11 protein-coding genes are annotated in these 13551 nt (G+C 35.5%); 6 read left to right on the forward strand and 5 right to left on the reverse strand.

The features are described from left to right. Positions 1-206: 206 nt before the first annotated feature. From E2R67_RS05230 to E2R67_RS05245, 4 genes are all read right to left on the reverse strand, one after another. Positions 207-2801, reverse strand: coding sequence for an autotransporter outer membrane beta-barrel domain-containing protein (locus tag E2R67_RS05230; RefSeq protein WP_134289873.1), 2595 nt, complete (start codon positions 2799-2801; stop codon positions 207-209). Between the two features lie 712 nt (positions 2802-3513). Beyond that, entirely contained in the window at positions 3514-4227 is a 714-nt protein-coding gene (locus tag E2R67_RS05235) for an NUDIX domain-containing protein (protein WP_134289874.1), read from the reverse strand. A 146-nt stretch (positions 4228-4373) separates the two neighbouring features. Further along, positions 4374-5018, reverse strand: a complete 645-nt coding sequence (locus E2R67_RS05240; RefSeq protein WP_134289875.1) for a response regulator — start codon at positions 5016-5018, stop codon at positions 4374-4376. Positions 5019-5032: 14 nt separating this feature from the next. After that, entirely contained in the window at positions 5033-6412 is a 1380-nt protein-coding gene (locus E2R67_RS05245) for a cache domain-containing protein (RefSeq protein WP_134289876.1), read from the reverse strand. Between the two features lie 217 nt (positions 6413-6629). Between E2R67_RS05245 and E2R67_RS05250 the strand changes: the two genes are divergently transcribed. The 6 genes from E2R67_RS05250 to E2R67_RS05275 all read left to right on the forward strand — a co-directional run bounded on the left by E2R67_RS05250 (position 6630) and on the right by E2R67_RS05275 (position 12102). Next, positions 6630-7712 carry a TRAP transporter substrate-binding protein gene (locus tag E2R67_RS05250; RefSeq protein ID WP_208379464.1) on the forward strand — a complete coding sequence of 361 codons (1083 nt, stop codon included), beginning with the start codon at positions 6630-6632 and terminating at the stop codon, positions 7710-7712. Positions 7713-7773: 61 nt separating this feature from the next. After that, positions 7774-8295, forward strand: a complete 522-nt coding sequence (locus tag E2R67_RS05255) for a TRAP transporter small permease subunit (protein ID WP_134289878.1) — start codon at positions 7774-7776, stop codon at positions 8293-8295. Next, on the forward strand, positions 8295-9575 hold the full coding sequence (locus E2R67_RS05260; protein ID WP_134289879.1) for a TRAP transporter large permease: 1281 nt from the start codon (positions 8295-8297) through the stop codon (positions 9573-9575). Before E2R67_RS05255 ends, E2R67_RS05260 begins: the two co-directional genes overlap by 1 nt. Positions 9576-9778: 203 nt before the next feature. Then, positions 9779-10807 carry a hypothetical protein gene (locus tag E2R67_RS05265; RefSeq protein WP_134289880.1) on the forward strand — a complete coding sequence of 343 codons (1029 nt, stop codon included), beginning with the start codon at positions 9779-9781 and terminating at the stop codon, positions 10805-10807. A gap of 61 nt (positions 10808-10868) precedes the next feature. Then, the gene (locus E2R67_RS05270) at positions 10869-11492 is read left to right on the forward strand and encodes an HAD family hydrolase (RefSeq protein ID WP_134289881.1); all 624 of its coding nucleotides are present in this window, start codon (positions 10869-10871) and stop codon (positions 11490-11492) included. A gap of 142 nt (positions 11493-11634) precedes the next feature. Beyond that, on the forward strand, positions 11635-12102 hold the full coding sequence (locus E2R67_RS05275) for a hypothetical protein (RefSeq protein WP_134289882.1): 468 nt from the start codon (positions 11635-11637) through the stop codon (positions 12100-12102). Between the two features lie 104 nt (positions 12103-12206). Here the strand turns inward: E2R67_RS05275 and E2R67_RS05280 are convergent, their stop codons facing one another. Beyond that, on the reverse strand, positions 12207-13403 hold the full coding sequence (locus tag E2R67_RS05280; RefSeq protein WP_134289883.1) for an MFS transporter: 1197 nt from the start codon (positions 13401-13403) through the stop codon (positions 12207-12209). Positions 13404-13551: the final 148 nt, after the last annotated feature.

A 13551-nucleotide genomic window follows, 5' to 3' on the forward strand; every position in this document is an offset into this window, starting at 1 on the left:
AACAGCGAGTTTAATCTGTGGAATAAACCTGTAAATCAGCTTCTAAAAGGTATTAATAGTTAATACCTAAGGTCTTATTTTTTAATACAAGCCAATTAAATATGATCCAGTTGTCGCTTGTTTTAATCGTTTGAAAGCATTGACAATCCGCCTTGATATAAATCAGCAAGGCAGATTGATTAAATAAAACAATTGAGGTTTAAACGTTAGAATTGATACTGCACATCTAAGTGGCCATTGGTGTAGTTTTCATCGCTATTACTACCAGCACTTAATCCAACAGAAATATTAAAGTCGTTGTAATCGACCAGATTAAAATCAACTCCCACAAATGGCGTGGTACCCGTACCGTTATCTGCACTGTAAGTAAGACTATTTCCATCAACACTTAAGCTGATATCTTCATCATTAGTATTTAATGCGCTAATACCTGCGGTGAATGATGTATTCATATTTTCAGAGAAGTGATAAATAGTCGCTAACTGAATCGTTGCTCTTAATGACTGTAAATTACGACTATCAACATCTAGGTCAGAAACAGTGGTTCCTGATTCTTTGTAGCTACTTAATTGAGCCAATGTTAAATCTAGACTTGCGGCAGGTTGAATCTCCACGTTATCTACTACAATATAAGTCGAACTTGCTGTCACAGAAGGGCTTAGGTAAACGCTAGTGAAATCAGATTTTGCTGTTTCAGAGCCGTTTACATAACGTTTGTTATCATTAGTTGCGTAACCTGCTAGTAATGAAGAAGATATATCCATCCAACCTAATTTTTTACTGTAATAGGCGCCTGTATAAAAACTACTTGTTGTGTTTTCAAAGGAGTCAGTACTATCAGTTGTCGTATTCACAAGTCCTAGCATTAATCCCATACGGCTTTGTTGAAAATCTCTTTCATAACCTAACGTAAAACCAAGATGGTTTGTATCGTAAGCTGAGGCTGTATCGGTTGCTTCATGTGATAAGCTGCCACCAAAGACTTGAGACCAAAATACAGGAGCTTGCTCTTGATATAACATACTTGGCGATAATTCGAGAGCCGCCGTTAATGGTGAAGTCGTTGGGTTATTATTTGTTAGCATACGTTGACGCGCAATACTGTGTATTGATGCTGTTGATGAGGCAAGGGCAGTAGAGCGAGAGGCTTCGTTTGCTGTATCTAGTGTCATAATACCGCTATCCGTTATGATACCTGTTCCACCTATGATATTAATATTTTCAATCGTTTCTGTTACTGCTGTTAATGTCTGGTTGATGCCACTAGCGTAAACATTAAGTGTGTCGTTATCGGTCGTTCCACCTAAATCAATCCCACCAATAATAGTTGAGCCAGCAAGTAGATTAACGGTTGTGTCGGTAAGATCAGAACCTAGAATTGCGTAGCCACCTTCGCCAGTTGCAGAGATAGTACCGCTGTTTGTAATTGTGGTGTTAGATTGATAATCGCTTAAATAAATTCCGTGCGCATCTTTACCTTCAACGAGTATGTTGCCCGTATTAGATATGATCGTACCATCACCCTCTGATACATAAATACCGCTAGATTGTTCTCCCAATGTGGAAAGTGTTCCAGTGTTAGTGATATTAATATTTTGGTCAGAAACATAAATCGCATGAGACGCAGAAGTAAAAGTACTTGAACCTGCTTCTGTTGAGATCGAGCCAGTGTTGGTAATGTCAGCAGAGTAACCATTGACATAAAGACCTTCGGCAGAAGTGCTTGAAGTGGTAATGGTTCCTGTATTGGTGAAATCTATGTAATCACCTATGAGCCATAATCCATCAGAGTTTCTGTAGGTGGTGGAGATCGAGCCATTGTTAATAACGGTACTGTTGTCACCTGTCAATGCCATTGCATTGGCACCAAGGTCTGTTGTAAAAATGGAGCCATTGTTGGTGATTGTTGAGTTTTCACCCGTTGATACAAAAGCGAGTGAATTGTAATAAATAGCGGAAATAGAGCCGTTATTGATAATAGTGGCATTGCCTCCATCGGAATAAAGAGCGTGGGCACTTCCACCAGAAGTAGAGATGTCGCCCGTATTGCTGATATTTGCATTTTCACCTATTGAATAAATACCGTAAGCGTCTGCTCCTGCCGTTTCTATGGTTCCGCTGTTGGTGATTGTATTGTTATCTCCATCTGCGTTTATACCGTAAGCATCTGCACCATTTGTAGTAATGATTCCACCGTTAGTGATGATGTTATTAATGCCGTCTGTTGCAATACCATGAGATAAGCTGCCACTACCTCCTGCACCAAAAGTTGTGATAGTGCCGCTATTGGTTATTTGATTCGAATCACCCGTAACACTTATTCCTTGTTCGCCTTCGTCGTTGGAGATCAGAATACTGCCACTATTAAGTATTGTGTTACTTTCACCTTCGACATAAATACCTGTTGAAAACTGATCAACCATTTCGATTTCACCAGCATTAGTTACGCTGTTTTCATCACCTTCAAGGTAAAAACTAGAGAATAAGCCAGATAATTCATTATTATTTGTTAGGGAATTATTGTTACCAATTGATCGGATACCGGTATGATTTGAGCTCATTGAACCATTGTTAGTTATTGTATTACTATCACCTGTTGTATCAATCGCTCTGCCTTGAAGAGTGCTTGTATTTATAGCTCCATTTTCTGTCACAGTAATCGAATCATCTCCATCGATTGTATTACCAGCGTTGCTTGTGGTTTCTGCAGTATCAATGATAAATTCATCAGCCCAAACTATTGGAGTTAAGCTTGTGCCGATTGTTAGTAATATAATTGGTGTTGTTATTTTCTTAAACATTTTTAACCTTTATCGTTTGACGCACTTTATTCGCTTTTGATGTGTAAAGTGAGTGCTTAAAATAAATTAACTTTAAAAGTACTTATCGTTTAATAAGTTAAATGTAATGAAGGCGTTTACTGAATTTATTTTTAATCCTGCCCAATACATTTTTTCTTTTATAAGTTACAAAGGTTCCTGTTTTGAATGGCTTAAAGGCTATTTTTTTTGCTTAGCATAAATCGCTATTCATAAGGAATAGTAGAGGAGTCTATCTTGTAGACTTTGGCTTTTTAAGAAAAGCGCAAGGTTGTAATAAGAGTCGTATTTTTCAATACCTGACGTCTCATTTACCAATACATTCAAGGAATGTGAAATTGGCAGGGGTGTTAGCAGTAATTTATCTTGTCTGGTTTTATTATGTGTTTGCTGTTTAGCTGAGACATAAAGGACATATAAATTATGGTCGTCATTATAACTACGTTTAATTAAAATACAAGTCTGTACTTTAATGAAAGTACAGACTTGTATCTTTTTTGATTGGTATCATTTTAAATGAATAATGTTTTTTCTTGTTTTCACTCGAATAATAATTACAACTACTTTGTATAAAGGAAGGGCTAGGTTTATCTTCAGCGAATAAAATGAATTGGTTTTGAAGAAAAAAGAAAAATATCATTCATCACAAATGGCAGACTTATTAAATATTATTTGTGCGATTCTTTTACATGCTTTACAAAAACACTTCACCGGGTTTGCTGAGTTTAAGTGGGTTAGGTTTTAGTTGGGAATATTCACCATTTACTACAGCTTTAACAACTATTTTATTATAAGGGTAGACATCATCACATGCTAAAAACTCAGCTACATCTATCCATTTTGCATCGACTATTTCAGATGAATCATGAATATTAATGTCAGTGCTTATATTTTTTGCAGTACAGACAATATATAAGTTTTGTTCGCCAAATTGCCCCTTTAAGAAGTGACCAATATTAATAATAGATTCGAAGGTCACTTTTACGCCTGTCTCTTCATAAACTTCTCTAACTAATGCTTTTTCAATGGTTTCATGTGGATCAATATGCCCGCCAGGTAGCTTATAGCCAATAGAAAACCTGTCCTTTATAACTAATAGTTTCCCTTCATTCAGAACAACAGCGCCTACACCAGTATTGAAATTCATTGCGTTAGGAACAATAGGATTGGCAATTAGCTTTTTAACAAGCATCACATGGTTTTCAATACAGTGATGAAACTGAAAGTCTAATTCAGCTAAAATGGGAATAAATTTCGCTTGAAGTGGCGGGAGCTTTATCCATAATAATTTTTTGTCGGTTAACTCATTAAGCAATTTGTTTAATGCTTGTTGGAATTCAATGATTGATTCAGGCAAAGCTGTATTATCGATGGTGACGCCTTGATATCTATCTTCAATTATTTTCATTAATAAATCGCTTGAGCTGATGAGTGGTTTAAAAGAGTGTTTTTACGGAGATAAGTTCACTTAGTTTTAGGAATTTAAAACCGTTAATTTATTCGCTTAGACTATCATATTAAACTTATGCTAAAAGCTTTATATCGTTTGAATTATTACTCTTCTATTAAACCATGGTTAATTGCATAACGAACGAGATCCACAAGACAATCTATATTGAGCTTACTCTTAATGTTGCGTCTATGCGCATCAACCGTTCTAAAGCTGATATTTAATTCCCTTGCTATTTCTTTGCTTGATAAGCCTTGCGCAACTAATGAAAGGATAACTTGTTCTCTTGTGGTTAATTTATCGTTTTCTAGTTTGGCTGGGTTTTCAATTAATGTCTTAGCAATTGAACTGCTAAAATGTGTGTTACCTTTCGCGACGGCTTTAATCGCATAATAGACTTCTTCTGAAGAGGTATCTTTCAATACATAACCAGAAGCACCTGCTTGGATAGCACTACGTACAAATTCTGCGCTATCATGCATAGAAAAAATCAATACTTTAGTATCAGGTAATTGTTCGGTAATGATTTCAGTGGCATCAATCCCATTCATAGAGGGCATACTGACATCCATTAAAATCACATCGGGTTTTAACTCTATAGCTTTAGCTAATGCCGTTTCGCCATCATTACTCACACCTAGCACTTCAATATCATCATAATAGGAAAAACAGGCTAATAAACCTCCTTGTACCATTGGATGATCGTCGACTAGTAATAATGATATTTTATCTTCTTTTCCTTGAATCATAGAGTTATCCGTATTTATTTTGCTTTTATATTGGCATCATTAAAATGATTTACAAAGCTAGCCGTCGGTATTTTCACTGTAAGTACCGTCCCCACATCAGAGGATTCAACATCAAGGGTTCCTAAATGATGTTCGACACGCTCAACTAAATTTCTTAAGCCTATTCCATTGTTATTGTTTGTTTCTTCAACATCAAAACCAATACCATCATCTTTTATCATCATGGTTAGCCAAGTGTTATTAATGGAAATTTCAATTAATATATTCCGTGCATTAGCGTGTTTTTGAATGTTAGTTAGTGACTCTTGAACCACCCTAAAAAGCGTCGTGTTAATAAAGTCAGGTAATAGTTTTCGTAATACAGGTTTAATCACTTTCACTTTTACATTGGTACGTTTAGAAAAATCACTGGCTATCGATTCAATGGCATCAGACAAACCTAATTCATCTAGTATTTGTGGGTGCATATGATGCGATATTCTTCTGACTTCTTGAATGGCTACTTTTAAACTTTCTTCTGCCTGTATCAATGGTGCTGGCTTTTCTTGTTTATTTTTAGAAATAAACATAGAGGTTGCTTCAAGAGAGTATTTAATTGACACTAAAATTTGAATGATGCCATCGTGAAGTTCTCTTGCAATATGTCTATTTTCCTCTTCTTGCACATCAATCACACGTTGACCTAACTGGCTTATTTTTTCCTCTGCTCGTTTTTTATGATTTAAGTTAACTGCAAAACCAAATAAAAAGATAAAAAAGATAGAAGAAAGCGCCACTATTAAGATGATCTGCTTAGTGTTATTTAAATGATTGTTAATTTCTTTTTGTAGATGACCTAATTGTTCATAGACATCGTCCAGATAGACGCCCGTGCCTAACATCCATTTCCACTTGTCACTATAAACCGAATAAGAAAGTTTTAGTTCTTTGTCATTTTCTGAAGGTTTAAGCCAGTTATAGCGGTAAAATCCACCACCTTCATGGGCTCTTTGTAATAGAATTTGAATGGTTTTATCACCATTATCGTCTTCTAAATCCCACCAACTTTTCCCTACTCGATCGGGTTGTTTAGGATGCACAATAGCAACGGCTTGATCATCATAAATAAAGAAGTAACCGTCTTCATCGTTATAAAGCATATTCTTAAACATCTCTTCAACAACTTGCTGATTACTTTCACTGTTTAAACCATGCATATGCTCAACGGATGATAGAGCAATGGCGGTATAATTCTTAAGTTCTTGCTCTTTTTGTGAAATCAAAAAGGTTTCTAAGGTTTGTACGTTATTTTCTGACAGCTCACGGTATTGATTTGTGACTAAATAATAGGTGATCACTGCAGTTAGAATCACTTGTATTACAGAGATATAAAGCATTCTTAACGGTATTGTCATCGCAATAACCCTCAGTTTATTTAAAAAGTTGCTCATCATTACAAAATTTCTATTGCTTATCCATTTGACTAATCACCTAGGTATAAATACCTAGTTAGCTTTGCCTAGCCGATTAGGTGTTAGTACGAATAGTTTCTATTTCACTATTTTGCGATAGTGGATAGTGAATAAGAAAGCAGGCATTTTGACTCTGCTAATAGACTAGATGGAACTAACTATGTTTAAGAAATCACTACTCAAGGCACTTGTTGTGTCGGTTGTGTTTACCGGTTTTGCAAGTATTGCAAATGCGGCCGATGATAATAAAAAAGTAAGATGGCGTTTAGCAGAAACTTGGGGACCTAACTTCCCAATCTTTGGTGACGCTCCAAAAAATATGGCGCGATTAGTTAAAGAAATGTCTAATGGCCGTTTCACTATCCGAATTGATTCTGCAAACAAACATAAATCACCTTTTGGCGTGTTCGACTTTGTAAAACAAGGTCAATATCAAATGGGGCACTCTGCGTCATATTATTGGAAAGGCAAAGATTTTAATACGCAGTTCTTCACAACTCTTCCATTTGGCATGATTGCAACAGAGCAATATGCTTGGTTTTATCACGGTGGTGGTATGGAGTTAATGGATTCTGTTTACGCACCTTATGGCTTGATGTCATTCCCTGGTGGTAACACGGGTAATCAAATGGGCGGTTGGTTCCGTAAAGAAATCAATACTGTAGAAGATCTTCAAGGTCTGAAAATGCGTATTCCTGGTTTTGCTGGCGAAGTATTAGCTAAGCTTGGCGCTAAACCAACTAATATCCCATCTGGAGAACTTTATACAGCCTTAGAGCGTAATACTATTGATGCATTAGAGTGGGTTGGTCCTTCTTTAGATTTACGTATGGGCTTCCATAAAATTGCTCCGTATTATTATACTGGATGGCATGAGCCTGCAACAGAATTACAATTCTTAGTTAATCCTAAAGCTTACAATGAATTACCAGAAGATTTACAAGCGATTCTGAAAGCTGCAATGAAATTGGCCGCCTACGATATGTTGACGCAATCTACGCATGAAAGTGCTAAGAACTTAGCGGCGATTCAAAAAGACTATCCAAATGTAAAAATCCGTTCATTCCCTAAACCGGTTATGTCTGCGATCAAGCAAGCCAATAAAGCATTATTAACTGAATTTGCTGCAAAAGATCCTAAGACTAAAGAAATCTTAGAATCAATCAATACATATCAAGCTCAATCTCGTGCTTGGACTGATTTCTCTGAACGTGCTTTTCTAGAGAACTCTGAATCTGAGTAGTTAAGTATCACTAATCGCACATACTTACGTTGTGAAAGGTAAGTATGTGTGGAGCAATAAAATGAACTCTGTAATTAATTTATTAAAAAAAATCATCGATACTGTTGGCAACTTATGCAGTTTATTAATGATTCTGATGATATTAAACGTATTTTACGATGTCGTGATGCGTTACTTTTTTAACGACGTTAATATTGGAATGCAAGAATTAGAATGGCACTTATTTGCTGCTATGTTTATGTTTGGTATTGGTTATACGCTTAAAGAAGATGGGCATGTACGTGTTGATATTATTTATGACCAACTCCCTAAAAGAAAACAAGCTTTAATTAATATCGTAGGCTCTTTACTTTTTGCACTACCTTTTGCGTTACTTATTTTATATTTTAGTTGGTCTTACGCCTATGAAGCGTTTGCAATAGGCGAGGGTAGTCCTGATCCTGGTGGTCTTCCACACCGTTGGATTATTCGTAGTGTGATTCCAGTTTCATCGATATTTCTAATCCTTTGTATTTTCCATGTTTTATTAATTCAGTTTCAGTCTTTCTTTGACTCGAAAACGCAACTTGAGGAAAATAAATAATGACGGGATTAATTTTATTTGTTGTTGCATTAATTTGCCTTTTCTTTGGCTATTCTGTTGCCTTTACCTTTGCAGGTATTTCTTTAATTGTCGGCGTGATGACATTAGGGTTGGATCTTTTTTCATTTATGCCTTATCGCATTATGAGCATTATGGAGAACACAACGCTAATGGCGATCCCCATGTTTGTTTTTATGGGCATTGTGTTACAAAAAACCGGCTTGGCTGAACGTTTATTAGAATCTTCTGCAAAACTATTTGGTAGTATTGCTGGTGGTGTCGCTATCTCAACGATTGTCGTAGGCGCATTATTAGCTGCGTCAACGGGCGTGGTTGGAGCGAGCGTGGTTGCAATGGGAGTTATCTCTTTACCCGTTATGCTTAAGAATAATTACCATGAACCAACGGCAACAGGCGTTATTTGTGCGTCGGGTACATTAGGGCAAATTATCCCACCTTCTATTATTTTGATTATTTTAGGTGATGTAATGGGCGTGCCAGTGGGGGACTTGTTTAAAGCCGCTATTATTCCTGGTTTCCTCCTGATCATTGTATATACGTTATATATTTTAGTATTAGGTAAACTTAAGCCTGAATATTGTCCGCCTATGGTTGTTACTGAAAGTAAACGCGAATTGTTATTGCAAGCGTTGAAAGATATCGTACCGCCGTTAGTACTTATATTTACTGTGTTAGGCTCAATTTTTGGTGGTATTGCTACGCCAACAGAATCTTCGGCTATTGGGGCAATTGGTTCGCTGATATTGGCTGCATTTTATGGGAAGCTGACATTTAAAACGGTTGATGGTGTTTCTAAGGAAACTGTAAAAGTGACTTCGATGATATTTGCAGTATTAATCGGAGCGACTGCTTTCTCTATGGTGTTTAGTTATGCTGGCAGTGAATATATTGTTGAAGATTTCTTTTTAGATTTACCCGGAGAAAAATGGACATTTATCTTGTTCGCAATGTTAGCTATCTTAATATTAGGTTTCTTTATTGATTTCATTGAAATAGCATTTTTAGTAGTACCAATACTAACGCCTATTGCTATGGCATTGGATATTAACTTAGTGTGGTTTGCTATTCTAATTTCAATGAACTTACAAACATCGTTTTTAACGCCCCCCTTTGGTTTTAGTTTGTTCTACTTGAAAGGGGTTGCCCCCAAATCACTTAAAACGACCACAATCTATAAGGGTGTCATTCCATTTATTATTATGCAAATAGCGGTGTTAGCCTTAGTGATATTGTTACCTGAATATTTGATATTAACTTAATGTAAAGGAGCGAGTTAAGGTGACAGTATATAAAGTGTTGCCTTAACTTTTTATTTTAAATCATTGTATCTTGTAAAATCCTCTTTAAAGTCATACTCCTAACGCAATTATGTAACTTAAATTATTTCCCTCTGCTATTAACATTGGTTTTTATGGTATCTTTTCATCTTCTTTAAGCTATCAATTAAAATCAATGAGTGCATATGGTTTTCAAAATCCTTTATCGTTGTTTCCCACTTTTTTTATTTATATTGATTGCTCATTATTATTTTCAATTCATTTATCAAACAGATTTGTTAGCTGTAATCAGTTGGTGGTTTAAATACGCAAGTTATACTGATTATGAAGTGCCATTAATCATGTCATTAGCCTTTGCTGTGCTTGTTTTTTATGGACAAATTTATTCAATGAGTCGCAACGTTTCGGCATTGTTTCCAGGTAAGAAATACAAATTGATTTACACTGGCAATATCTCAACTTCTGAAAGTCTGTTCAAAGAAAGTAATGCGAATAATGCGGCGACGGCAACCATTAAAGGACTTAACTTTTCACCTTATAGTTTCAGTGAAATATATAAACAAACAGCTTTTATTAAAGATAAAGTGACAGGTGAGTTAGTGATCCCTCACAGTCGATTTTCTGTTGGTCAGTTATTTATTTCAAGCTTGTTTTTTACTGCATTTATCCCGCTCTATTTTTTTATTTTCCACTTACTTGCTCATCTTATTGGCACCAAGCCAGATATTGATTATGTTGATTTTAGATCGCTTTGGCATGAAGGGCTTCAGGCCATTATTGAGCAATTTTTACCAATGATAGAAGAGGGCGTTCGATTAAATAGTATTGGACTTGCTTTAGTCAGTTTATGTTTTTTTGTAGGAATGATCATTCTTATAGTTGTTATTCAAAAGCTATTGCCTAATCGTTGGTTGAGCGATAATTATCAGCCTAAATTAACTAAACATAGTTTTATTCGTTTACCATCAAATATGCAAAACAATTACCAAATAATGGGATGTCCTATCGTTATCTATGATCATCCTCGAGTGAAAGAATATTTTAATATTATTTTTAAGTTTGATTATGGCTTGAGCATTCCTATTTACGTAACTTGTGCTTATCAAAAAGTAGATAAAAAAATAAATAAAGACATTATTTTAGAAAATATTAAACATAAAAAATCAATGTCATTACGTATGACAGAGAAATTAACACTAGAACTATTAGAGTAATAAATTACTTTATTTAAATTAGAAAGAATGACGATTTTACTTAAAATTATATGAGGGTGTTATGGAATTAATTATTTTTGATTGCGATGGTACTTTGGTTGATAGTGAGTTTCTTTGTAACCTTGCAATGGAGCAACAACTTGCTGAAATGGGGTTTAAAGTTGATGCTGCTGAGTTAACCATAGAGTATCGAGGTGTGAGCTTAGCTAAAATTATGTCAAGTTTAGAAGCTAGATTAGCAACTACTTTTCCTAGTAATTTTGAAACTGAATATCGACTGAAAGTGTTATCTCTTTTTGATGAACATTTAAAACCCAATGAAGGCGTTGTTGAGTTAATAGAATCTTTAACTATTCCATTTTGTATTGCTTCTTCTGGGCCGCGTAAAAAAATAGAGCACGCCTTAAAAGTGACAGGTTTGGATAAGTATTTTAAAGATAACATTTTCAGCGCGCATGAAGTCGGTTCTTGGAAACCTGATCCAGGCTTATTTTTACACGCCGCTGAAACCATGAAGGTCGATCCTGCTAATTGTTATGTTGTTGAAGATAGTTTAGTTGGGTTGCAAGCGGCTAATAATGCAAAAATGAAATGTGTTTATTATGCACCTGAAGAAACTGAAAAAAGTCCACTTGCTTCATTGCAAGCTAAACATATGTCCGAGTTAATCGGTAAGCTTATTTAATAATATATTGTTTATTTTTCAGTAAAATAAACAATTAAGCTTGTTGTAAACCTTAAACAATAATGCGCTAAATCATTATCGTTATTGGTTGGAGTGGTAAATTGTAGTTTGATATCAATCCACATTAAGGAAAACGATTTATATGGAACATTATTATTTTGCTGCAGCGAGAGCCTTACATGTCCTAGCCGTTGTGTTATGGATTGGTGGTGTTGGATTTGTGACGACGGTTTTGATCCCATCAATAAGAAAAACACAATCACCAGAGAATAGATTGGATTTATTTGAGTTATTAGAAGGTAAGTTTGGTTTTCAAGCTAAATTAACCACGCTCATTACCGGTGCGACTGGCTTTTATATGTTACATATTATGAAGGCATGGGCGACAATGCAGTGGTGGATTCATTTAATGATTTTCGTGTGGCTCATTTTCACATTAGTATTGTTTGTATTTGAACCTTTATTTTTGCATAAATGGTTTCATCAACAGGCAGAAAAGAATAATCAAAGAGCATTTTATTATTTACAAGTGATGCACACTATTTTACTTTCAATCAGTTTACTTGCCGTGTTTGCAGGTGTTGCGGGCATACACGGATTGTTTTATTAATCTCTTTGCAATAACCGAGTGAGATTGAAATTTATATAATATTAATTCGTCCTGATAAAATATTTCCAAGACGAATTAATTCTAATATTGTTACAACTTTAAACTTAAACATCCTTATCTAAAGCAATATCACGTCCACCTAAATAACCAAAAATTCCACATAAGAAAATAGATAGTGAGCATAACCAAAGTATTGCTCCCCAACTATCGAAAAAGGTGTGTAACGAACCTGCTAGCATGGGACCTATCGCCGCTAATGAATAACCAACACATTGTGCCATTCCAGATAAAGAAGCTGCTTGTCCTGAATGATGAGTGCGTAAACTGACGTAGGAAAGTCCTAAGATAAATAGTGAACCAGAGCAAAAACCTAATCCTATTGACCAAACCAAGGCATATTCAGCGAAGTAGAGTAAACCTAATGAGCTAGTGAAGCCTAAAAAAGCTAGCGCTAAGGCTAGTAAGCGTTGATCTTTTAGCTTTGCTAATAACGGAATCAGTATAATACCTGGGATTGCTGTTGCTAATTGAAATACACCATGTAGCACTCCTGCTTGTGCTGGGTTATGTCCCGTTTCCATTAAAATATTAGGTAACCAAGCCAGAATAATATAAGTGAAAAACGAGTTTAACCCTAAGCATAAGGTGATATGCCATGACAAAGCATGATGCCAAATCTTTCCTTTAGAAGTCTTCTGCGTTAAGTCTTTTGTTGGTTTACTATGATTTTTTAATTGTGGAAGCCAAACGATAATACTGAACACAGTGATCACGCCAAAACAAACCAACGCCACTTGCCAACCAATATCTTGATAGGCTGATAATGGGATGATCAAAGCAGAATAACTACCAGAGAATATTCCCATTGCGAGTACATAACCAGACGTCATTACCGCGACTCTATGTGGAAAATCTCGTTTAATTAAACTAGGTAAAAGGACGTTACCAATGGCAATACCAATACCTATAATTGCGGTACCAATATAAAGCATCAATCTTGAATCAATAAACCGAGAGCCTAACCCTAAGGCGATCAGTAGTAATGCAATAAATAATGAGATCTCAAGTCCTTGCCTTTTTGCTAGGGCGGTTGCTAAAGGTGAAGCCAATGCAAATGCAAGTAAAGGTAAAGTGGTTAACATACCAGCTTGAGAAGCGCTTAAATGGAAGCTTTCAATCATTTGATCAAGTACTGGACCTATTCCCGTAATTGGTGCTCGCAAATTAGCAGCAATTAAGAAAATACCAAGAATTAATAGTGTTGAAGATAAAAGAGTTCGAGTAGGGGAGACTGAGTGCACAATAAGCTCAATAGTTAAGAAAAATGTTACGTCATCATATCAGTTATCATTATCGATACAATCAAATGACTTAAAACAAAATAAAGAATTAAATGTTGGAGGATAATCTAAGCACCTTAAAGTTATTAAGGTGCTTAATAAGTTAATC

Source organism: Psychromonas algicola (assembly GCF_004378355.1).
In the GTDB taxonomy this organism is placed as follows: Bacteria; Pseudomonadota; Gammaproteobacteria; order Enterobacterales; family Psychromonadaceae; genus Psychromonas.

What these genes read in the sequence shown, in the direction of transcription:
- E2R67_RS05250 (WP_208379464.1), top strand. Translation starts at nt 6,630, where the DNA reads ATGTTTAAGAAATCACTACTCAAGGCACTTGTTGTGTCGGTTGTGTTT.
- E2R67_RS05275 (WP_134289882.1), top strand. Translation starts at nt 11,635, where the DNA reads ATGGAACATTATTATTTTGCTGCAGCGAGAGCCTTACATGTCCTAGCC.
- E2R67_RS05240 (WP_134289875.1), bottom strand. Translation starts at nt 5,018, where the DNA reads ATGATTCAAGGAAAAGAAGATAAAATATCATTATTACTAGTCGACGAT.
- E2R67_RS05245 (WP_134289876.1), bottom strand. Translation starts at nt 6,412, where the DNA reads ATGACAATACCGTTAAGAATGCTTTATATCTCTGTAATACAAGTGATT.
- E2R67_RS05265 (WP_134289880.1), top strand. Translation starts at nt 9,779, where the DNA reads ATGGTTTTCAAAATCCTTTATCGTTGTTTCCCACTTTTTTTATTTATA.
- E2R67_RS05255 (WP_134289878.1), top strand. Translation starts at nt 7,774, where the DNA reads ATGAACTCTGTAATTAATTTATTAAAAAAAATCATCGATACTGTTGGC.
- E2R67_RS05235 (WP_134289874.1), bottom strand. Translation starts at nt 4,227, where the DNA reads ATGAAAATAATTGAAGATAGATATCAAGGCGTCACCATCGATAATACA.
- E2R67_RS05230 (WP_134289873.1), bottom strand. Translation starts at nt 2,801, where the DNA reads ATGTTTAAGAAAATAACAACACCAATTATATTACTAACAATCGGCACA.
- E2R67_RS05260 (WP_134289879.1), top strand. Translation starts at nt 8,295, where the DNA reads ATGACGGGATTAATTTTATTTGTTGTTGCATTAATTTGCCTTTTCTTT.
- E2R67_RS05270 (WP_134289881.1), top strand. Translation starts at nt 10,869, where the DNA reads ATGGAATTAATTATTTTTGATTGCGATGGTACTTTGGTTGATAGTGAG.